Annotated in this window: 23 protein-coding genes and 1 tRNA gene; 8 read left to right on the top strand and 16 right to left on the bottom strand. The window is 62.7% G+C overall.

Annotated elements, in window-relative coordinates; translation table 11 throughout:
• Window positions 1-7: 7 nt before the first annotated feature.
• Window positions 8-1,576, top strand: a complete 1,569-nt coding sequence (locus tag MSIMFI_RS12470) for a dolichyl-phosphate-mannose--protein mannosyltransferase (RefSeq protein ID WP_191497436.1) — start codon at window positions 8-10, stop codon at window positions 1,574-1,576.
• 66 nt (window positions 1,577-1,642) lie between these two features.
• Here MSIMFI_RS12470 and arcA read toward each other — a convergent pair whose 3' ends face one another.
• On the bottom strand, window positions 1,643-2,854 hold the full coding sequence (arcA, locus tag MSIMFI_RS12465) for an arginine deiminase (protein ID WP_191497435.1): 1,212 nt from the start codon (window positions 2,852-2,854) through the stop codon (window positions 1,643-1,645).
• A 69-nt stretch (window positions 2,855-2,923) separates the two neighbouring features.
• Between arcA and MSIMFI_RS12460 the strand changes: the two genes are divergently transcribed.
• Window positions 2,924-3,520, top strand: coding sequence for an alpha-ketoglutarate-dependent dioxygenase AlkB (locus MSIMFI_RS12460; protein WP_186244362.1), 597 nt, complete (start codon window positions 2,924-2,926; stop codon window positions 3,518-3,520).
• Here MSIMFI_RS12460 and MSIMFI_RS12455 read toward each other — a convergent pair.
• From MSIMFI_RS12455 to MSIMFI_RS12445, 3 genes are read right to left on the bottom strand one after another with little or no spacing between them, the layout of a single operon-like run.
• Complete coding sequence (locus MSIMFI_RS12455; RefSeq protein WP_191497434.1) at window positions 3,517-4,176, bottom strand: DUF5642 family protein; 660 nt, start codon at window positions 4,174-4,176, stop codon at window positions 3,517-3,519. The two genes, MSIMFI_RS12460 and MSIMFI_RS12455, sit on opposite strands and share 4 nt — an antisense overlap.
• Window positions 4,177-4,203: 27 nt before the next feature.
• Window positions 4,204-4,890, bottom strand: coding sequence for a DUF5642 family protein (locus tag MSIMFI_RS12450; RefSeq protein ID WP_191497433.1), 687 nt, complete (start codon window positions 4,888-4,890; stop codon window positions 4,204-4,206).
• 5 nt (window positions 4,891-4,895) lie between these two features.
• On the bottom strand, window positions 4,896-5,897 hold the full coding sequence (locus tag MSIMFI_RS12445) for a GNAT family N-acetyltransferase (RefSeq protein WP_191497432.1): 1,002 nt from the start codon (window positions 5,895-5,897) through the stop codon (window positions 4,896-4,898).
• A 36-nt stretch (window positions 5,898-5,933) separates the two neighbouring features.
• Between MSIMFI_RS12445 and MSIMFI_RS12440 the strand changes: the two genes are divergently transcribed.
• The gene (locus tag MSIMFI_RS12440; protein WP_191497431.1) at window positions 5,934-6,692 is read left to right on the top strand and encodes a class I SAM-dependent methyltransferase; all 759 of its coding nucleotides are present in this window, start codon (window positions 5,934-5,936) and stop codon (window positions 6,690-6,692) included.
• Window positions 6,693-6,737: 45 nt separating this feature from the next.
• On the opposite strand, the gene MSIMFI_RS12435 is transcribed toward MSIMFI_RS12440, so the two are convergent.
• The gene (locus tag MSIMFI_RS12435; RefSeq protein ID WP_186244367.1) at window positions 6,738-6,989 is read right to left on the bottom strand and encodes a hypothetical protein; all 252 of its coding nucleotides are present in this window, start codon (window positions 6,987-6,989) and stop codon (window positions 6,738-6,740) included.
• A gap of 244 nt (window positions 6,990-7,233) precedes the next feature.
• On the opposite strand from MSIMFI_RS12435, the gene MSIMFI_RS12430 reads away from it, so the two are divergent.
• On the top strand, window positions 7,234-7,761 hold the full coding sequence (locus MSIMFI_RS12430) for a hypothetical protein (RefSeq protein WP_191497430.1): 528 nt from the start codon (window positions 7,234-7,236) through the stop codon (window positions 7,759-7,761).
• Window positions 7,762-7,763: 2 nt separating this feature from the next.
• Here the strand turns inward: MSIMFI_RS12430 and MSIMFI_RS12425 are convergent, their stop codons facing one another.
• From MSIMFI_RS12425 to MSIMFI_RS12400, 6 genes are all read right to left on the bottom strand, one after another.
• Complete coding sequence (locus tag MSIMFI_RS12425; RefSeq protein WP_224770168.1) at window positions 7,764-8,741, bottom strand: helix-turn-helix transcriptional regulator; 978 nt, start codon at window positions 8,739-8,741, stop codon at window positions 7,764-7,766.
• A 90-nt stretch (window positions 8,742-8,831) separates the two neighbouring features.
• Window positions 8,832-8,904, bottom strand: a tRNA-Ala gene (locus MSIMFI_RS12420).
• 54 nt (window positions 8,905-8,958) lie between these two features.
• On the bottom strand, window positions 8,959-9,978 hold the full coding sequence (gene sepX / locus MSIMFI_RS12415; RefSeq protein ID WP_191497428.1) for a divisome protein SepX/GlpR: 1,020 nt from the start codon (window positions 9,976-9,978) through the stop codon (window positions 8,959-8,961).
• Between the two features lie 147 nt (window positions 9,979-10,125).
• Window positions 10,126-10,779, bottom strand: a complete 654-nt coding sequence (locus MSIMFI_RS12410) for a GNAT family N-acetyltransferase (protein WP_191497427.1) — start codon at window positions 10,777-10,779, stop codon at window positions 10,126-10,128.
• Window positions 10,780-10,800: 21 nt separating this feature from the next.
• Complete coding sequence (glp, locus tag MSIMFI_RS12405; protein ID WP_191497426.1) at window positions 10,801-12,078, bottom strand: molybdotransferase-like divisome protein Glp; 1,278 nt, start codon at window positions 12,076-12,078, stop codon at window positions 10,801-10,803.
• A gap of 54 nt (window positions 12,079-12,132) precedes the next feature.
• Entirely contained in the window at window positions 12,133-13,044 is a 912-nt protein-coding gene (locus MSIMFI_RS12400) for a UTP--glucose-1-phosphate uridylyltransferase (RefSeq protein ID WP_191497425.1), read from the bottom strand.
• Between the two features lie 75 nt (window positions 13,045-13,119).
• On the opposite strand from MSIMFI_RS12400, the gene MSIMFI_RS12395 reads away from it, so the two are divergent.
• From MSIMFI_RS12395 to MSIMFI_RS12380, 4 genes are all read left to right on the top strand, one after another.
• Window positions 13,120-13,713, top strand: coding sequence for a 5-formyltetrahydrofolate cyclo-ligase (locus MSIMFI_RS12395; RefSeq protein ID WP_191497424.1), 594 nt, complete (start codon window positions 13,120-13,122; stop codon window positions 13,711-13,713).
• Window positions 13,714-13,789: 76 nt separating this feature from the next.
• Window positions 13,790-14,113: an FmdB family zinc ribbon protein gene (locus tag MSIMFI_RS12390; RefSeq protein WP_191497423.1), complete on the top strand. Its 324-nt coding sequence runs from the start codon at window positions 13,790-13,792 to the stop codon at window positions 14,111-14,113.
• A 65-nt stretch (window positions 14,114-14,178) separates the two neighbouring features.
• Window positions 14,179-14,832, top strand: coding sequence for an SAF domain-containing protein (locus MSIMFI_RS12385; protein WP_191497422.1), 654 nt, complete (start codon window positions 14,179-14,181; stop codon window positions 14,830-14,832).
• 53 nt (window positions 14,833-14,885) lie between these two features.
• Window positions 14,886-15,788: a polyprenyl synthetase family protein gene (locus MSIMFI_RS12380; protein WP_224770167.1), complete on the top strand. Its 903-nt coding sequence runs from the start codon at window positions 14,886-14,888 to the stop codon at window positions 15,786-15,788.
• A gap of 65 nt (window positions 15,789-15,853) precedes the next feature.
• Here MSIMFI_RS12380 and MSIMFI_RS12375 read toward each other — a convergent pair whose 3' ends face one another.
• From MSIMFI_RS12375 to MSIMFI_RS12355, 5 genes are all read right to left on the bottom strand, one after another.
• The gene (locus MSIMFI_RS12375; RefSeq protein ID WP_191497421.1) at window positions 15,854-16,747 is read right to left on the bottom strand and encodes a UbiA prenyltransferase family protein; all 894 of its coding nucleotides are present in this window, start codon (window positions 16,745-16,747) and stop codon (window positions 15,854-15,856) included.
• A 24-nt stretch (window positions 16,748-16,771) separates the two neighbouring features.
• Window positions 16,772-17,482, bottom strand: a complete 711-nt coding sequence (gene ubiG, locus MSIMFI_RS12370; protein ID WP_191497420.1) for a bifunctional 2-polyprenyl-6-hydroxyphenol methylase/3-demethylubiquinol 3-O-methyltransferase UbiG — start codon at window positions 17,480-17,482, stop codon at window positions 16,772-16,774.
• Window positions 17,479-18,609 carry a sedoheptulose 7-phosphate cyclase gene (locus MSIMFI_RS12365; protein ID WP_191497419.1) on the bottom strand — a complete coding sequence of 377 codons (1,131 nt, stop codon included), beginning with the start codon at window positions 18,607-18,609 and terminating at the stop codon, window positions 17,479-17,481. The genes ubiG and MSIMFI_RS12365 overlap by 4 nt, the downstream gene beginning before the upstream one ends.
• Complete coding sequence (locus tag MSIMFI_RS12360; protein ID WP_186244380.1) at window positions 18,606-19,085, bottom strand: S-ribosylhomocysteine lyase; 480 nt, start codon at window positions 19,083-19,085, stop codon at window positions 18,606-18,608. The genes MSIMFI_RS12365 and MSIMFI_RS12360 overlap by 4 nt, the downstream gene beginning before the upstream one ends.
• A 38-nt stretch (window positions 19,086-19,123) precedes the next feature.
• Window positions 19,124-20,119, bottom strand: a 996-nt coding sequence (locus MSIMFI_RS12355; protein WP_191497418.1) for a TIM barrel protein, incomplete at its 5' end; no start/stop codon positions are given.

Here is a 20,119-nt window from a genome sequence, read left to right as displayed (position 1 = left end):
CGACGTGATGACCGCCCCGCCCGCCGAAACCTCCGTCTTTAACGAGGACCCCGTCGAGCAAAGTGCGATACCCGTCGTAAGCCCTGGGCCGTTGCTGCCGATCGCCGATTTCGGGCCGGTAGACCGGCTGCGGGGCTGGATCGTTACCGCGGTGATCACCCTGCTAGCGACGGTGACCCGGTTCCTGAACCTGGGATCGCCGACCGATCGCGGCACCCCCATCTTCGATGAGAAGCATTACGCGCCGCAGGCGTGGCAGGTGCTCAACAACCACTGGATAGAAGACAACCCGGGGTTCGGACTGGTCGTTCACCCACCGGTCGGTAAGCAACTGATCGCGATAGGCGAGGCCCTCTTCGGTTACAACGGCTTCGGCTGGCGATTCACCGGCGCGCTGCTGGGAGTTGTGCTGGTGGCACTGGTGACACGGATCGTCCGAAGGATCAGCCGGTCGACCTTGGTCGGCGCTATAGCGGGATTGCTGCTTATCTGCGACGGCGTTAGCTTTGTCACCGCGCGAACCGCGCTGCTCGACGGCTTCCTGACGTTCTTCGTGGTAGCTGCGTTTGGCGCGCTGATTGTCGACCGCGATCAAGTTCGGCAACGGATGCACGTCGCTGCGGTGCAGAACCGCACCGCCGATACGGTGTGGGGACCGCGGCTGGGCGTGCGCTGGTGGCGGTTCGGTGCCGGAGTGCTGCTCGGATTGGCTTGTGGGACAAAGTGGTCCGGCCTGTACTTCGTGGCGTTCTTCGCCGTGATGTCGCTGGCGTTCGACGTGGTGGCACGGCGTCAGTACCAGGTGCCCCGGCCATGGCTGGGAACTGTCAGGCGTGATGTGGTGCCGACCGGATACGCGCTGGCGCTGATTCCGTTCGCGGTCTACCTGGCCACCTATGCGGGGTGGTTCGCCTCGGAGACCGCGATCGACCGGCATCAGGTGGGCCAGTCGATTGGCCCCAACAGCGTGGTCCCGCTGCCCGACGCCATTCGCTCGCTGTGGTACTACACCGTCAAGGCTCTCCACTTCCATGCGGGCCTGACGAATTCCGCCGGCAATTACCACCCATGGGAATCCAAGCCGTGGAGCTGGCCAATGTCGTTGCGGCCGGTGCTTTACGCCATCGACCAGCAAAACGTTCCCGGCTGCGGCCCCCAATCCTGCGTCAAGGCGGAGATGCTCGTCGGCACCCCGGCCATGTGGTGGCTGGCGGTGCCGGTATTGCTGTACGCGGCGTGGCGAATGTTTGTCCGCCGGGATTGGCGATACGCGGCTGTGTTGGTTGGTTATTGCGCCGGCTGGCTGCCGTGGTTCGCCGACATTGACCGGCAGATGTACTTCTTCTACGCAGCGACCATGGGGCCGTTCCTGGTGATGGCGATCGCGCTGATTCTCGGCGATATCCTTTACCACCCTGGCCAAGGTAGGGAGCGGCGCACCTTGGGTCTGATCACCGTGTGCTGTTACGTCGCTCTCGTGGTGACGAATTTCGCGTGGCTGTTCCCGGTGCTCACTGGTCTGCCAATCTCACAGCAGACCTGGGACATGGAGATCTGGCTGCCCAGCTGGCGCTAGTGCCGACCAGACGCAAAAGCCCCTAGAACGAGCCGAATTTGGGGGCGATTGCGTCTGCTCGCGGTTCTAAGTGAGTGGATCACGGGCGGCTGGACAACACATGCAGCGGGGCCCGCCACGGCCCGTTCCCAATTCGGAGCCGGCGATGGTGAGCACTTCGATGCCCGCATCCTGCAGGCGGGCGTTGGTCTGCACGTTGCGTTCATAGGCGACGACGACGCCTGGCGCCAACGCCAAGGTGTTGTTGCCGTCGTCCCATTGCTCGCGTTCGGCGACGATGGGGTCTAACCCGGTGTGGATCACGCGCAGCTTGTCGATCCCCATCGCCTGGGCCGCCGCTTCCAGAAAGGGCGCCGCGTCGCTGATGGTCACCCCATCGGCCGTGCGCTGAATCGTGAACGCCGAGAGCGTGTCGACGATGTTGGCGTACATCACCACCGTGTCGGTATCGACCATCGTCAGCACCGTATCCAGATGCATTTGCGCGCGCTTCTGCGCGATCGGCACTGCGAGCACGGTGTCGGCGAGATCGTCATCAAAAAGGCTGCGCGCCAATGCTTCCGCGCCGGCCGGGGTGGTCCGCTCCCCCACTCCGACCGCGACCACACCCGGGGCGAGCAACAGCACGTCCCCGCCCTCGACGGGAGCGGTGCGCGATTCGTAGGCACGCCGAACACCGGTGAACCGCGGATGATGGGCGTAGATGAGGTCGGTCAACGACGCCTCGCGGACCCGCGCCCGCAGCGCCAGCGAGGGAATCACCACCCGCGGCCCTATCCAGATCGACGAGTCTCGGGTGAACACCAGGTTCGGCAATGGCTCGATGACGAAATCGGCCCCGTGATGCATCCGAAGCACCAACGACACAGCGGTCCGAGTGTCCGGCGGAAGCTCGTTGAATGTCATGCCGGCCGTCAGCACGTGAGCCAGCCTTGCCGGGTCGAGACTGCGCAGGTGCGCCGAAAGCTCTTGCGCCAAAGGCATTCCCAGCCGGCGCGCATCGACGGCGGAGGCAACCCCCTGCATCCGGGCGGCCCCGCTGTGATGCAGCGCCTCGGTCAGCAGGTCCGACAGCAGCAGCACTTCCACACCGCGCGAACGCAGCACCTCAGCGAATTCGTCGTGCTCGTCCTGCGCACGCGCCACCCAGGGCAGACCATCGAACAGCAGCTGGTCATTGTTGCGCGGGTTTAGTCGGCCCAACTCGGCGCCCGGCCGGTGCAAGATGGCGACCCGTAACGCTCCGACCTCGGAATTGGAACCCAACTCGACATCCACAGGTCAAACGTAACCCGCGGCCGCGCCGCACACCGGACTATCGAACTAGTGTGCGATAGACTCGTGGTCGTGGCGATCGCGGTACAGGGCTCGCTATTCGAGCTCAACGAGCGCAGACAACTCGGTGACGGCGCCTTTATCGACTTCCGTGCGGGCTGGCTGACAGGTGGAGTGGAGTTGCTGGACGCGCTGCTAGCCAACGTGCCGTGGCGAGCCGAGCGCCGCCAGATGTATGACCGCGTGGTCGACGTGCCCCGCATGGTGAGTTTTCACGACCTGACCGTCGAAGACCCACCGCATCCGCAGCTGGCGCGGCTGCGCCGGCGGCTCAACGACATCTATGGCGGCGAAATGGGTGAGCCGTTCACCACCGTCGGGCTGTGTTGGTACCGCAACGGCTCGGACAGCGTCGCCTGGCACGGCGACACCATCGGCCGTGGCAGCTCGGAAGACACCATGGTGGCTATCGTCAGCCTCGGCGCCACACGCACTTTCGCCATGCGTCGGCGCGGCGGCGGCCCATCGTTGCGACTGCCGCTGGCGCACGGCGATCTGCTGGTGATGGGCGGATCGTGTCAACGCACTTGGGAGCACTCGGTCCCCAAGACGTCAGCGGCCGCGGGGCCACGGGTCAGCATGCAGTTCCGGCCGCGCGACGTGCGTTAGGCACAGATCGCGGCCGTCGCCGTGACGAGCAAATCGCGGGCACGCTGCGTGTCGACCTTAGCCAGCGGCTGGTCAGGAATCACCAACGGATTGGCGATGACGATCACCTGGTAGTCACCGAAGTGCGCGGAGTAGTCGTAGAGCTCGCCGGTGCGCACGGACGCGCCAACGACTGTCTGCAGCACGCGGTGGATACCCAGCGTCTTCGTCCCGTCGATCTTCGGGGCATCGATCACCTCGATGGCGCCGCGCAGTCGTCCACCGGAGAATGCTACCTTCTTGCAGTCGTGCCCCGGCTCGTTGACCGCCAGCGGCTGGGACGTCTCCACCGCGATCACGACGAACCGATTACCATTGCCCTCCGCGGACACGGCGGCCATGTTGCCCTGAATTCCCGGTGGCATGTCAGGTCCGGCGGCTATTTTCGCGCACTTCGCCGGATCGAAGCTCAACCCCTCGGGCAACTTCCGGGAGGAGAAGAACGCGGGGTCGATAGCCCTGAGCGTGACCTCGGTGACTTTGAACTCGGGTCCGAAGCTCGACTTCACCTCGGCGACGTGGGCAATGTCGCCCTTAGCGGGCTGCGAGGACATGGCTCCCGCCGAACAGCCGACCAGCGAGCATGCTGACGCCATCGCGAGCACCACCTTGAACACCGTCGTCACCCTACCCAACGCGGCGGCTCAGCTGCGTAACGTCGACACCGTTTTGACCAGTAGATCAGCAGCAAACTGCGGTGGCAGCGGCGGAAGCATTGACCCGGGATCGGTGGTCAAGGTGGTGAATGCATAGTAGTCGCCCAGATAGGCGATGAATGTGTATGTCCGAGAATCGATTTGGGCGCCCGACTCGACGGACAAGCGAATGTCAGCCACCATTCCGAGCGTTTCGACGCCGTCGATGTGCGGAGATTCGGTCAACCGGATGCTGGCGGTCGTGCGTCCGTTCGACATGTTCCACTGGCTGCAACTCGCGACGACGTTGCGGTCCAAGACCACCGGGCCCGGCCGCAAAGCCACCACGACTGCGTCGACAATGCCGCCGGCGCCCGATCCGGACACGCCTTGGGCGGATTGATCGCGCCCAGTACCCGGGTCGGCGAGCGTCGCACACGGTGCAGGCTCGGCCCTGATAACCGAAGCGTCCGCGTCAAGATTCCAGACCACCCTCGGCGAGATTCCCCTGGGAATACCGCTAGTCACCTCATAGCCCGGCGGCAACTCGCGACCAACCCTTTTGATGTTGGCGGGGTTGACGACAGCGGTATGGGCCGAGGGAGATGATGGACCTGGCGGCGATACGGGCGCGGGCGAGTGAGCGCACGCGACCATCGGCAGGCCTGCGATCAAGCCAATCCAGAACGGCCCCATGCCTTTCAGCCGACTGCCCCAATCACCTGCCGGGCGACCCGGTTGATCTGGTCAGCCATCTCCCGCCCGAAACCCCAGTCATGGGGGCCTGGCACGTCGATGACGGTGGTGATGACCCCGACATCCTCGCGCTGCCAGATGGCGCCATGGCGGTCCATGATCGTTCGCATCGGCACATTGTCGGACAGCATCCGCGCCGAGAATCTTTCGACGCCGTCGACACCGGCGGCCACGGACAGCGCGCCGATCAGAAAGCTTCCGATCCCCCTTCCCTGATACGCATCGGCGACCATGAACGCGATCTCGGCGATCGTCGGATCGGTCTCGTCACGGACAAAACGCGCGTCGGCCACGGGGTCGCCCTCGTCGGTCGCCACCCAGACGAAGTGGTCGACGTAGTCGACCTCCGAAAGGTATTGCATCAGCGCATGACTGGGGACACGAGCCGACATGAACCGCCGATACAGGGTCTCGCTGGAAAAATGAACGTGGCCGTGCACGGTGCGCTGGTCATCGCCGGGCAGGACCGGGCGTAGCAACAGTTCAGTCCCGTCGCGGACCCGTATCGGAATCGGCGTAATGAAGGCGGCAAGACGCTGTCGAACCGTGCGCAGCAGCCGCCGCATGATCCCGGGTATGTGCACCATCCGGGCGAAGGCGTCGTTGTCACCGATCCAACCCGTCAGCGGCTCGATCGTGGTGACCGTCGCCGTTCGTGGAATATCCCGTAGCAGTGCAATTTCGCCGACGATCATCCCCGGCAGCACCTGCTCAACGACCACCACACCGTCATCGCCAAAGTGCTTGACTTCGGCCTTGCCCGAGGAAATCAGCAAGAATGAGACCGCCCGCTCGCCCTGCCTCATCAGCACCTGGCCGGCGGCGGCCCGCAGCGGCGCAACGCTTGCCGCCAAGGGCATCAAGTCCTCGGCTGGGCATCCCTCGAAGATGTCCATCCCCGCGAGTTGCGCCACCCGCGCGCCGATCAATTCGGCCATCCCGTCCAATCCGCCACCAAGATGACACACTAGCCTGACACGGGAATGAACAGCCGAAACTCCGACAACAAGGATCCACTCGAGTTGACCCGAGGTCTCCTCGACAAGGCCGCCGTAGTGCGGCATGGATTCCTCGACGTAATGGGCGAATCGACGACCGCTCCGGTTCCGACGTTCGCTCAACGGGCGATGAATAGCTCGTTCGTTGCGGCCGTCTACGAAAGGCTGTGGCGGCCAACGTCTTTCTACCTCGCCAGTGGCGTAACGACGCGAGCCGAACAACATCGCGCGGCGACGGCTCTGCGTTTGCGCAATGCTCGCAGATTGCTCGACGTTGCTTGCGGCCCAGGCAATTTCACCGCGCCATTGGCCGAAAATCTGCCGGCGGGAGGCCTCGGCGTCGGATTCGACATTTCTGAACCGATGCTGACTCGAGCCGTGCTGGACAACAGGGGGCCGCGCACATGCTATGTCCGTGGCGATGCGCGCATGCTGCCGTTCGGCGACGAAACATTCGATGCTGTCTGCTGTTTCGGCGCGCTGTACCTGATGCCAGAGCCGTTCCGGATCGCTCGGGAGATGGTACGGGTGCTGCAGCCGGGTGGCCGGATCGCCATTCTCACCAGCTATTCCGGTCAACGGCCTCCGCTCCGCTACGCGTTGAACGCCGTCGCCCGCGCTATCGGCCTCACGATGTTCGACCGACAAAGCTTCGTCGACCTGTTCGCATCTGTCGGGCTGGTCGACGTTGAACAGCAGACACAACGCGCGCTGCAGTTTGTCGCCGCCGCGAAGCCCGCTTGAGAACCCCGGCTAACACGCCCTAGAGACGCGGCCTAGAGACGCCGCCTAAGACGCGGCCTCGCAAACGCCAAGGAGCCGGACTACCGGCGTGCCCGCTTCATGTTCCAAGACCCACGGATCGCCGCCATCGACGGGCTCGGACACCAGTTTGATCATCACCGGCTGGCCGCTGCGCTGAGACATCTGGGTACATTCGACCTGAAAGAGGCGATAGTCGTCACCGTCGCGGACGGCTAGCGAAAAGCCCGGCTCGACAGATTCGACGGGTACCTTCTGCAGATAGTACTTAGTGCTCATGTCCCGACAGTAGGGGTAGCCCGACACGGAATCTGGGGTCGCCACGCGTGTCTTAGCGAATGTTCAGCCGAATTTTGGGACTTCATCAGATTTGGCGCCGAATCGGTGCGGCCGCAGCGCATTCCGCACCATCAGAGCTAGACACCGCCGCCAGAACGTGATACTCCATCGCTATGCCGACACCGCAGCTGATTGCACCGCAGCGGCCCTCCCGCAACGGCTTCGACGCCTTGGGCATGGCGCGATGACCGTCGCCGCGTTCGTCCTCGGTGTCGTTGCCACCGTGCTCGCGGCCGCGTCGCTCACCTGGCAACTAGCCGCCGTCCTGCTAAGAGGCGCACAACCGAAATTGACGCCCGTAGTCGGCCTACTGACGCCCGACGGACTGGTCGCCAACGACGCCGCCTCCAACGTGAGCGATTCGCTGGCGCGTGCGGCGGACCAATTCCAGCCCGGCCGCTTCGTGCTCGGCGTCAAGGTCGTCAACACCGGGCGGGAACCGTTCCATGTCGACGAGTGGGCGATCCGCGCGGATACCGACGGCACATCGCTGATACCCGGCGAAGCACCCGACGGCGGGACCAGGGTTCCGCATGACATCGCGCCTGGCGCTAGTGCGATTTTCATCACCGATCTGCAGCGCGCGCACCGCTTCGCCGATGTGACCGAAGGCCTCTCCGGTCTACCGATTGTACTTACGGTTTCGTCGGGCACACGCACGTATGTCACTAAACCCGTTGCGCCGGAATTGTTTTCGCTCGGTAGAGCCTAAGGCTATTGGCGCAGCGTGTCGTGCGGACTTTCGCCATAGGCCTGCCGATAGTAGGCCGCGAATCTGCCCAGGTGCCCGAATCCCCAACGACGGGCGACGTCCGCAACTGTGGTCGTGAGGGCGTCGCTCGTGGCAAGATCGCGGTGCGCGTACTGCAGGCGGACTTTGCGAACGTATTCCATTGGGGTGCAGTCACGGTGACGGCGGAACGCGTACTGCAACGCTCGCGGCGTCACGTAGACGGCTGCGGCTATGTCGGCTACCGACATGGCGGCCTGTGCATGCTCCTCAATGAACTCGATCGCACGTCGCACCACCGCCGGCGTGCCGTCATGGCGGTCTTCGGCGGTGGCCTCAAGCGGGGCGTTGTTGGGGAAGGTCGCCAGGACGCTGGCGGCTAGGTAGCGCTCGACCGCCTCGGCGATAAGCGGTTGCTCCATCGCTTCTGGATTGGCGGCCACACAGTGGCATACGTAGTCGATGGCGTCGACCATGTGCTTGTTGGCCGCACGGGACACGGGTGCTGATCCGGTCAGTCGGACCGATTGCAAGTTGCTGCCGGGCGCCAGCGCCGCGACCTTGCCCAATAGGTTCCTGTCGAGCATGACGATGTTGTAGTGCGCTCGGTCAACGTGGCCGCCGAATGGCACTCCGTCGGCGACACTGAACGCTCCCACGTCGCCCGTGCCGAACGTTCCGGCTTCCCAGTCCGGGTATTGAGCGTCGATGAGGCCGGTGCGGACGCGGCACAGCAGCATCTTGTCGGAAGGCTCGCTGTCGTAGCTCATGTCGTACGTGAGGTAAGCGTCGTCGATAGTGACCGATCCGACATGCGAGCGCCAGCAGCGCGTCCAGGTTGGTGCGTCCCCGGACCGCGTGCCGATCCGAGACTTCGAAAAGGCCGCACTCAGTTTCACCTCGGCCTCACCGAGGTCGTAGGTGTCAACGACCAGCGTGCTCACCGGGTTGCCAGGAACCACTCACAACGAGTACCCCATGTGTGGTGAGCAGACGCAAAAGCCCCCGAGAACGGCCGTTTTTGGGGGCTTTTGCGTCTGCTCGCCAAAATGTGGAGCTAAGGGGATTCGAACCCCTGACCTACTCGATGCGAACGAGTCGCGCTACCAACTGCGCCATAGCCCCTGATCGCTAGCAGGCTACCAGCCGCGAGCCCCAACGGCCGAACCCCGATCACTACTACTGGCCGACGGCCCTCGGCAGGTCTCGAGGCCAGCCGTAGTTGCGCATCGACACCGCGTTGTCCAGGTGCGCGAATATGGGGTCCTCGTCATCGATCTCAAGGACCACCGCGCCCGGGCGCCGCAGCCGCGAAGGCACCACGTCGTATTCGCGGTCATGCGTGTTCTCCACGCCCAGCCGCGCACGCGCCATCCGCTGCATCCGGCGGCGCCGGACCTTCTCCTCGATCCGGGTTTGTCGGCGCAGATACCCCAGGTAGAGCACCGTTATCGCGGTGGCACTGCCGCATACCCACCACGCGACCGGAGTCACTTCGAACGCCGCGGTGGCCGAGCCAACCAGGACCACCGCCATGATCATCAGCACACGCTTGCGGAATGCGTACTTGCGCGCGCTGACGGCCGCGGCCGTCTTGGTTTCGAATCGGCGCCTCCGCGATGCACCCGGCGTCACCGACGCGAGCACATCCTCCCCGTCGTCCTCGTCCTCCTCGGGCTCCAAACCGGAGGAATCCTCGACATATTCGTATTCGTCATCGGCCCGTTCCTCGTCGGCCTCTGGGTCGGCCTCGGGCTCCGCCGCTTCCACTTCAGCTACTTCATCGAGGGAACCCGCTCCCGCCGGAAGGGCACCCGAGTCCTCGACGACATCGACGTCCAGATAGTCGGGCTCGCCAGGCTCCTGGGCGGCAGCAACCTTCATGACGACCGGGCGCCGACGGTCCACCTCGTCGGCTTCCTCGTCAAGGTCACTGTCTTGCTCAGCTTGCTGTTCATCGACGAGCTCGTGCGTCCAGTCTTCCTCCGGCTTCCAGTCCGGGTCGCTGCGATGACCCGCGGCCGGACCACCACGCTTGATCAGGCGCGCACTCGCGCCGCCGTTGAGTACCCGGGTCGCCAGCGCCACGTCGCTGGTACGCCGGACCGCGTCGCGTTTGCTGATCAGCATGGGAACCAGCACGAACAGCCAGAGCACCACGAGCGAGATCCACAACAATGATTGCGGGATGCTTGGCATGATGACCTGCTCTCTTCGGTTCCAATCCCCGCGAGGCCCTTTCGTTGACCACCGCGGCCGGCCCAGGACAATTACACACCTGTAATTTCTTTCCCACAAGCACCACACGCCACACGTGTCGCGCCAGCCACACCAATGCTCGACGCGTCAGGGCCAGCTGGCGTGCCCGGCCCGCACCAGCGTCGAGGCCACCGACCCGTAGACCTCTTCGACGGTCAGCGCCACCAACACGTGGTCTCGCCACGCTCTGTCGACCTCGAGGTAGCGACGCAACAACCCCTCCTCGCGGAATCCAACCTTTGCCAGCACCGCCCGGCTGGCCGCATTCTCCGGGCGCACCGTGGCCTCTACGCGGTGCAACATGACCGGGCCGAAGCAGTGGTCAAGCCCCAGCGCCAACGCTCCGGTGGCCACCCCGCCGCCGGTCGCCGAGCTCGGTACCCAATAACCGATCCAGGCGGACCGCAGCGCGCCATGCGTGACGTTGCCAATGGTCAACTGGCCGCAGAACTGTCCGTCCAGTTCGATCACGTACGGCAGCATGCGACCCTTGCGGGCCTCCGAACGCAGACTCGAACACACCGTCGGCCACGCGGCAACGGTGTTGCGGATATTCCAATCGCCGTCGGCGCTGGGCTCCCACGGCTCGAGGTGCGCGCGGTCGGCCAGCCGAGTTCGGCTCCACTGGGCGCCGTCACGCATCCGCACCGGGCGCAGCCGGATCACGCCTGCCGGAACCCGCAGCGGACCAACCTCCATCGGCCAGCCCGGATGCCGGGCATTCGGGCGCAACAGGTTCACGAGGATTCGGAGTACACCCGCTCAGCCGTGCTGAGCCAGGAAGGCGACATCGACGATCTCACCGGTGCGAATCTGCTCAGCGCCGCTGGGAACCACGACCAGACAGTTGGCCTCGGCGAGCGTGGCCAGCAGATGCGATGACCCGCCGGGACCGCCACCCAATGCCTGCACCAGGTATTCGCCGCTTTCCTGATCACGCATCAGCTGACCACGAAGATAGCCCTTACGCCCGGCTACCGAGGTGATCGGGGACAGCGTGCGCGCCTGCACGATCCGGCGCATCGGCTGGCGCCTACCCAGCGATAGCCGGATCAGCGGCCGGACCATCACCTCGAAGACGACCAGGGCGCTGACTGGATTGGCCGGCAACAAGAATGTAGGAACGCCATCGCGGCCGAGCTGCCCGAAGCCCTGCACGGATCCCGGGTGCATGGCTACCCGGACGACCTCCATGTCGCCGAGCTCCGACAGCACCGAGCGGACCGCCTCGGCCGCCGCACCGCCGACGCCGCCAGCGATCACCACCACTTCGGCTCGGTTGATCTGACCCTCGACGATTTCCCCGAGCTCTCTGGGGTTGCTGCTGACGATGCCGACCCGGTTCACCTCCGCGCCGGCATCCCGTCCTGCCGCGGCCAACGCATAGGAGTTGACGTCGTAGACCTGTCCATTGCCCGGGGTCCGCGAGATGTCGACCAGCTCGCCCCCCACGGCCATGACCGACAGGCGCGGGCGCGGGTGCACCAGCACCCTTTCGCGGCCGACCGCCGCCAGCAGCCCCACCTGGGCAGCGCCGATGATCGTGCCCGCCCGCACCGCAACGTCGCCCGGCTGCACGTCGTCACCGGCGCGCCGCACATAGGCGCCCGATGGCGCACCGCGCAGAATCCGAACTCGATTCATCCCGCCATCGGTCCACCGCAACGGCAGCACCGCATCGGCCAGCGTCGGCAGCGGTGCCCCGGTTTGCACGCGGGCCGCCTGCCGCGGCTGCAACCTGCTGGGTGTGCGCGAACCGGCCTCGATGGTTCCCATCACCGGCAGGGTCAGCACGTCGCGGCCGTCGAGGTCCCCTTCGGCAAAAACCTCGACTCCGCCGGCATCGCCCACACCGGCAACGTCGACGCTGCGCACGGCATAACCGTCTATGGCCGCCTGATCGAAACCGGGCAATGGGCGTTCGGTCACAACTTCTTCGGCGCACATCAATCCCTGCGCCTCGGCAATGGCAACACGTATCGGCCTCGGGGCTACCGCTGCTGCCGTTATTCGGGCCTGCTGCTCTTCCACAGAACGCACAGCGCGCCTTTCCGTCCAGCCATGGTGGCGAACTGGGCCGGTCTTATCGGCCGGCTACTGCTCGGTCAGGCCCAATCGCGCCACCAACCATCGCCGCAAATCCGGGCCATAGTCGTCACGATCCAATGCAAAGTCAACCGCAGCCTTGAGGTAGCCGCCGGGATTTCCCAAGTCGTGTCGGGATCCGCGATGCACGACAACATGCACCGGGTGGCCCTCGGCGATCAGCAGCGCGATCGCATCGGTGAGCTGCACTTCGCCGCCGGCACCGCGGTCGATGCGGCGCAACGCATCGAAGATGGCGCGGTCCAGCACGTAGCGGCCGGCGGCCGCATACATCGACGGCGCGTCGTCCGCCCGGGGCTTTTCGACCATGCCCTTGACCTTCAGCACGTCCGGGTGGTCAGCGTCGGGCACTTGCTCGACGTCGAAAACGCCGTAGGCGCTGATCTCGTCCGGCGACACCTCGATGGCACACAACACCGTGCCGCCGTACAGCGCCCGCACCTGCGACATCGTCTCCAGCACGCCCGTCGGCAACACCAGGTCATCTGGCAATAGCACCGATACGGCGTCCTCGTCGTCAGCCAGCGTGGGTTCCACGCACCCGATCGCGTGTCCCAGTCCGAGCGGCTCGGCCTGCACGACGGACTCGACCTTGATCAACGCCGGGGCCCGACGCACCTTGGCCAACATGGCTTTCTTACCGCGAGCCTCGAGGGTTCCCTCGAGCACCAGGTCTTCGACGAAATGCGCAACGACACCGTCCTTGCCCTCGGAGGTGACGATCACCAGGCGCTCGGCACCGGCGGCCGCCGCCTCTTCGGCAACCAGCTCGATGCCAGGAGTGTCGACGACGGGCAACAGTTCCTTGGGCACCGTCTTGGTCGCCGGTAGGAACCGCGTGCCCAGGCCGGCTGCAGGGACGATCGCCGTAAATGGGATCGGTACTTCTGGGCGTGACATCGTTCAAACCATAGCCCCATAAATCTGCGGAGTCGCTGTGGCGGCAGGAAAGCCCGGGCTGTCATCGTTGAGGACATGGCAACCACGGGCAAGGCAGCGTTGCGCGACCAGCTGCTGGCGGCCCGGCGTCGCGTTGCCGACGACATCCGCGCCGCCGAGGCCAGAATGCTCTGCGAGCACCTAGAACGCATGGTGACCAGCGGCAGTACCGTCTGTGCGTATGTCCCGGTGGGTGCCGAGCCGGGCTCGATCGACATGCTGGACATGTTGCTGCGCCGCGCGGATCGGGTGCTGTTGCCGGTGGCGCGCACCACGGCCGACAACACTCCGTTGCCGCTGCGATGGGGCGAATACCGAGCGGGTGAGCTGACCACCGCGCGCTGGGGGCTGCTCGAGCCGCAACCGCCCTGGCTGCCGGAAACGGCTTTGGCCGAGGCCGACCTAGTGCTGCTGCCGGCGCTGGCGGTGGACCGTCGAGGTGTGCGGCTGGGGCGGGGGCAGGGCTTCTACGACCGCTCGTTGCGTGCCCGGGATCCGCAAACGCGCCTGGTCGCGATGGTGCGCGAGGCCGAATTCGTCGACGAGCTGCCCGCAGAACCGCACGATGTGCCGATGACTCACGCGCTCACGCCCCAGCGCGGCGTCATCGCGTTGCCATGTGAGGAATGATCCAGCTCACGTGGCGGTTCTAGCACTTGACACGGTAGAGTGCTAACTCAGCGTTTATATCATCCGGAGGTTTTCTGTGCCGACCTACAGCTACGCGTGCACCGAATGCGGCGACCGCTTCGACGTCGTGCAGGCCTTCACCGACGATGCGCTGACCACCTGCACGCAGTGCTCGGGCCGGCTGCGCAAGCTGTTCAACGCCGTCGGTGTGGTCTTCAAGGGCAGCGGCTTTTACCGCACCGATAGCCGCGAGCCAGGCAAGAAGTCCAACGGCTCGCCCAACGGATCCTCCACGAGCGACTCGGGCTCGGCTTCTGGGGCGAGCGAGAAGTCCGGGTCAAGCGAGAAGTCGAGCGACAGCTCCACGGCCGCCAAAACCGCCACCGCCGCCTCGAGCTAGCCAGTTATCCACAAGGCCGTTGCTGGCCGGAATCGCCGACGCTGCGCCGCGCCTAGGGTTGCGACGTGCGGGAATCGCTGAATCCAACCCTGTTCAGCCGGATATCAACATCGTTGCGACCGGATTGGACTCGAACTGTGCTGGCGCGGCGCATCGCCGCCGGCGGACTCGTGGTGTTGGCGGGGTTGGCCACGTTGCGGTCGAATCCCGATGGCGATCGTGCCGATGTCGTGGTGGCCGCGCGTGACCTCAGCCCGGGCACCGCGCTGACCGCCGACGATGTTCGGCTGGAGAAGCGTTTGGCGACAACGGTTCCCGAGGGATCACAAACCGACCTGGGCGTGGTCGTCGGCGCCACCCTGGCCAGTCCCACCCGGCGCGGCGAAATGCTTACCGACGTCCGGTTGCTGGGCAGTCGGCTAGCCGAATCGGCGGCAGGGCCAGGCGCCCGCATCGTGCCGCTGCATCTGGTCGACGGTGCTCTGATCGACCTGGTCCGCGTCGGCGACGTCGTCGACGTGCTGGCCGCGCCGATTCAGGACTCGCAGCCCGTCTCCCGCGTGCTCGCCACCGACGCCATCGTGGTTCTGATTTCCGCCCAGCCCAAGCACCAGACAGCCGACAACGACCGGGTGGTATTGGTGGCACTGCCGGCCCGGGTGGCGGCCACGGTGGCCGGCGCAGCGCTGGATCAGACGGTAACGCTCATCCTGCACTGAGTGGCGCGCCGATTACGCCCACACGACGCCGACAGAGCCCCTAAGTTGTACGCGTGAGGACACCGATGAGCGTGGCCGCGGGCGTAACACTTGGAGACTCGGAATTCGGCGCCAGCGTTTGTTACGGCGTCACCCGAATTGACGAGCTCATCAGCAGCGAACTCGCCCAGAGCGAGGAGATTATCCGCGACGCGTTGCGGCCTCCGCAGCACGCCGAGGGCACGCGGCTCAGGCCGCTTTTCACCGTCCTTGCCGCCCAGTTTGGCCCGGATCCCAACACGTGGCAGGTCGCCGTGGCGGGCGCGGCCATCGAATTGATGCACCTAGCGACGCTCTGTCATGACGACGTTAGGGACGAATCCACGGTGCGCTCCGCGGCATCGAGCACGACCACCCGTTGGAACAACAACATCGCAATCCTGGTGGGCGACTACCGGTTTGCCATTGCCTCACGGCTGGGCTCGCGGTTGGGCACCCGCGCCTTCGGGATTATCGCCGAGACGTTCGCCGAGTTGATCACCGGCCAGATGCGCGAGACCCGCGGCACAGCCGACGAGGTTGATCTCCTGGAGCACTACCTACAGTGCGTGGGCGAGAAGTCCGGATCTCTGGTCGCGGCGTCCGCGCAATTGGGGGCGACCTTCTCCGGCGCGAGTGAAGAACAGGCCGTTCGCCTGTCGCGATTGGGCCGCCTAGTCGGCACCGCATTTCATATCTCCGACGACATCGTCGCCATCGCCGGCAACTCCGACCAACCCGACACGTCCCTGGGCAGCCCGAACAACAACCTTGCCGAAGTCGTCACATTGCTCCGAAGCGCTGCGGGCATGGTTAAGGCGAAGGAAATGGTCCACAGCTACGCCGCACAGGCGCGCGACGAGATTGCCTGCTTACCCGACTGCGCGGCACGCCAGGCGGTGTTGGCACTAGTCGATGCCACCGTCTCCCGCCACTAGTCCAGCACCGCGGCCATCACCTGCTTTGCTCTGGGATTGGTGTGGGACGAATTTGATTCAACGGACTACTTAATCAGAACGAATACGATGATGATGATCAATTGAGCCAGCGGGTAATAACTTGCACTGTCAAATAGCTTTGCGGCTTGTCTCCCGTCGCAAGTCCGGTGAAGTTGCCACGCCGGTACGAGGAGCAAAAAGACCCCAGCCGCGCCGCTTGCCAGCACGTAAGGGATACCGAGATTTAGTGGCGAAACCAATGGCATAAACAGGCTGGCGATGACTGTGGCTCCCAATGCAAGCAAAACGATGTTAGCTGCCGCTCGTGTGCCCAGTTCTAACGGAATGGTCTTGGCGTCGACGCGTCGGTCCTCCACAGTGTCGTTCCAGTCCGCCGGTACGTTTTGCCCGCCGATCTCCCAGCAGAAGACCCAGGCAAACACCAGTAGCACCAACGCCGCAGAAGGGTTGCGTTCTACCACGAAGATAGCGCAAACAGGTCCGCTACATTTGACCAGACCACTGACCAATGTTCTCAAGTAGGTAACTTTCAGCAGCAGCACATAGATAACTTCCAAAACGGATGCGGTAACCAGAATCGCAACGATAATTGGATTGAGAAAATACGAACCTATGATTGCAGCGATAAACCACACAGCAAACCAGAGGATTCCACTGCGATAGCTCAGCGCCTTCTGCGCCAACGGGTACCGCAGCTCAGACGCCTCAACGGAATAGCCGGGGTTGATACCACCTACAAACTTTTCCTCGTCCACAGTTTTGCCGACCAGGTCGTTCAATGCGTAAATTGCGGTATACGCCGCGAAGCCCGTGAAGACCGAAAGTAGAATGACCTGCCATGCGGGGAACTTCCCCAGCGCAAGCCCAGCCGCAACGGCGGGAGTGGCGAGATCCAAAACACCATGAGTTGTCCGCGATAGGGCTAAGAAGCGTTTCATCCGCGATGACTCCATTTTGACTTGTTAGGTACTTTTGGTGAAATGGGCCAGGTAGTTGATATCCGCAATATCCGCGGCGAGTTTGAATTTCCTCGTCAAAGGATTGTAGATCAAGCTCGCGAAGCTGAGGAAATCCAGACCGTTGATCCGATTCCATGCTACCAATTCCGCCGGCCGTATCAATTTGCTATAAGTGTGGGTCCCACGCGGCAGGAGACGCAGAATATATTCGCCGCCGATGATCGCAAACAGGAATGCCTTCGGCGTACGGTTGATCGTCGAGAAAAAGGCATGCCCCCCAGGCTTCAAGGCATTCGCGCACGCCGCCACGATCTTCTCCGGCTCCGGCACGTGTTCGAGCATTTCCATACATGTGACGACGTCGAAGCGTCCCGCGTCCCGCTCCGCGATCTTTTCGACGCTCTCATACAAGTATTCGATATTCAAACCATCTCGTCGAGCGTGATCGCGCGCCGCCCCCAGCGATTGCCGTGATAAGTCTATGCCAGTCACACGCGCGCCCGTTTTTGCTAACGCCTCCGAAAGGATTCCGCCGCCACATCCCACATCCAGAACTTCTCGACCTTGAATAGCGAGTCTTTCCGTGATGAATTTCGTGCGCAACGGATTGACAGCATGAAGCGCCCCCATTTCTCCTTTCTGGTCCCACCAGATCTGTGAAACGTTATCAAATTTCTGAATCTCATTTCCGTCCACATTATCAAAACTCGTCATCGTCCCAGGACCATCCAATTCTCAAGTGCTTTAGTAGCGTTCGCTATGTCGCTATACGTAATATCGTTCAGGAAGACGCAGTTTCCAATGCCTTGCGGCATGGGTACGCGTTGCAGTCCGTTACGGTGATAGACGCGCTCCTGCAATGAGCCCCAGAGCAGGTGCGGTTCCAGCAGTGACACGTCCAACACGATCGTGAGTTTTTCGACCAGCTGAAAAATTCGGCTCGTTTCCTCATCGGTCAACAGGTTGCGCGCCCGCGCGATCAACACCGAAAGGAGGACGTCGAGCAACACCGCCTCGCCGTGCAAAAGGTCCGCTTCGTAGCGGGTTTCCAATCCGTAACTAAACGTATGACCGAAATCCATTTTGCGGTCGAGGTTCTCTTCAAAGAGATTAGGCTCGAGTTCCTCAAGCATCCCAGCGACAGCGTGGTCCAGAATCGTACAGCCCGCATCGTTCTGCAAAAGGACGTCGACACTTTCAGGTCCGCAAGTTTCCAATACATGGAATAAATGCGCATCCGCGATGACCGCCAACTTGATGATCTCGCAAACACCGTTCAGGATATGACGACGTGGCAGGGTGCGCAGGAAGGATTTGTCGAGCAGTACTTTTTGTGGAGCCTGGAAAGCGCCGAGGCGGTTCTTATTTCCATTGAAGTTGATGCCATTTTTGATGCCCACGGATCCATCGACATAGCCCATCAACGTGGTCGGCACCTTGATATGCGGTACGCCACGGCGATATGTGCTTGCCACGAAAGCGACAACATCGGTTAATACGCCGCCACCGATGGCGATGATCGGTTCGTCCCGGCGATGGATCGGGAAAGCATCCAGCTCGCGAACAATGGAGAAATAGTATTCAGCGGTCTTGTTCTCTTCGCCACCGGGAAATGCAACGATCTTTGTCTTGACCCCATGATGGGTGAAGTAGCTTCGCATGTCATCGCCATAATGCCGATCCACGTTTTGATCAATGACAACGAAGCGACAACCATTTTTGACCTTCCCCGTAGAGAGCAATGCCATATTCTTCGGATCGAAGATGTTAGGTGCGTTGACAACTTCGTATTCGACTGTGGACACGTATTTGACGCGCCTAGTGACCAGGATGTCCGTCATACCACCCGCCGCCAGTTGGCTCGTGCATCCAGCACCTTTTTGGCGACGGCCTGGGCGAGTTGCACGCTGTGATTTTCGGCGTTGCCGCACTGTTGGACATTGGCGTAGGGGACTTCGCTAGCTACCAATACATCATTGAGAATGGCCTCGTAGGCGTTGCAGATCGTTTCGGCATGGCCCTCGTTATAAAGGACAAGGTAAAAGCCGGTCTGACATCCCATCAAGCCTACCGAAAGAAAGTTCGGCGTCATGTACTTGAGAAAGCCATACAGTAGGAAATGCTCGAGAGAGTGCATCTCCGTTGACGACAAAAATTCGACGTTGGGCTGGCTGATGCGCAGGTCGACACAATATACAACGTCCCCTTTGGATCCCTCGTTTGCGGAGCGCAATTTTACATGCGGTGCCCTCAATAATCGGTGATCGAGTTCGCCGACCGTCTCAGCATCCCAGCCGAGTTGCTTCAGGTCTACCATAAACGCTCCTGTACTTCGGCAACGGAAGTTACCATTTCCTACACAAACTGCGACAAGTGTTTGAAGCTGTCGTTCATCGCCTGTTCCCAGGATGCAACGTGGTGGTACAACTCCACTGAGGCATAACCTGAGAAACCATTATCGGCCAGAGCCTTGAAACTGGAGGCGAAGTCCATCGTCCCTTCGCCAGGAACCTCATGGAAGTGGACGATACCAGTCAATGTATTTGCGACCATCTTGTCCATCAATAACTTGCCGCGCGTGTCTCTTGTGGTCCGCAAGTAGAGGATGATCGGTCGGGCCCGTTCGAGTACGTCGTAGCTCAGGCCAGGAACGGAAATGAGGTAAGTGAAAATCTCGTCGTCATGCACTGAGGCGCTTGCATCGAGTTTGCCATAGTTCACCAGAGCTGGTTTCTGCGCGATGTTCACTGAGGCTAAAAGATCTTCGATCCGTTTTTCCTGCGCCCTGGAGGGGAGCTCATCGCAGAAATATATCGGATGATCGGCATCCAGGAGAAGATAATCCGCGAATTCGGGAAAGTAGATCAAGTAGTTGGCGCAAGCAAGGTCAAGCTTCAGCTCGTCCGCCATTTTCAAGATTTTCAAGTTGTAACCACGCTGCGCATCGGACACGTGGAGGAAACGGGCATACGGCGCGGCCTTTGCCAAGGCCCCGACATAATCCTTATCGGAGCAATACAAGTGACACATATCCACATGCAGTTGGAACTTAGGCGAGTTCACTTCGTTGATCAGGCTCAGCCCCTGTTCTATCGTTTCGATGAACATGCCAGGCTCCGGTTCGATCAGCAGAGTGATGTCTTCATCGTCATGCACGCTCGCCAGGCATTGATGGATGCTGTCGACCAGCAGCTCACGCGGGTTGGCCGACGGATTCATCACATGCTCATCGCGGATGAATCCGCTGCCAAAGGTCACAAGGGGAACATCGAGCTTGCGAGCGAGTTCGATGCCGCGCCGGATCAGGTCGATGCGCCGTTTCCTGCCCGCCAGATCGGGGCTCATCAGGGA

The sequence above is a fragment of the Mycobacterium simulans genome (genome assembly GCF_900232995.1).
Classification (GTDB): Bacteria; Actinomycetota; Actinomycetes; order Mycobacteriales; family Mycobacteriaceae; genus Mycobacterium; species Mycobacterium simulans.
The sequence above is the reverse complement of the archived record's forward strand: the minus strand, read 5'-3'. Positions and strand labels throughout refer to the sequence as shown.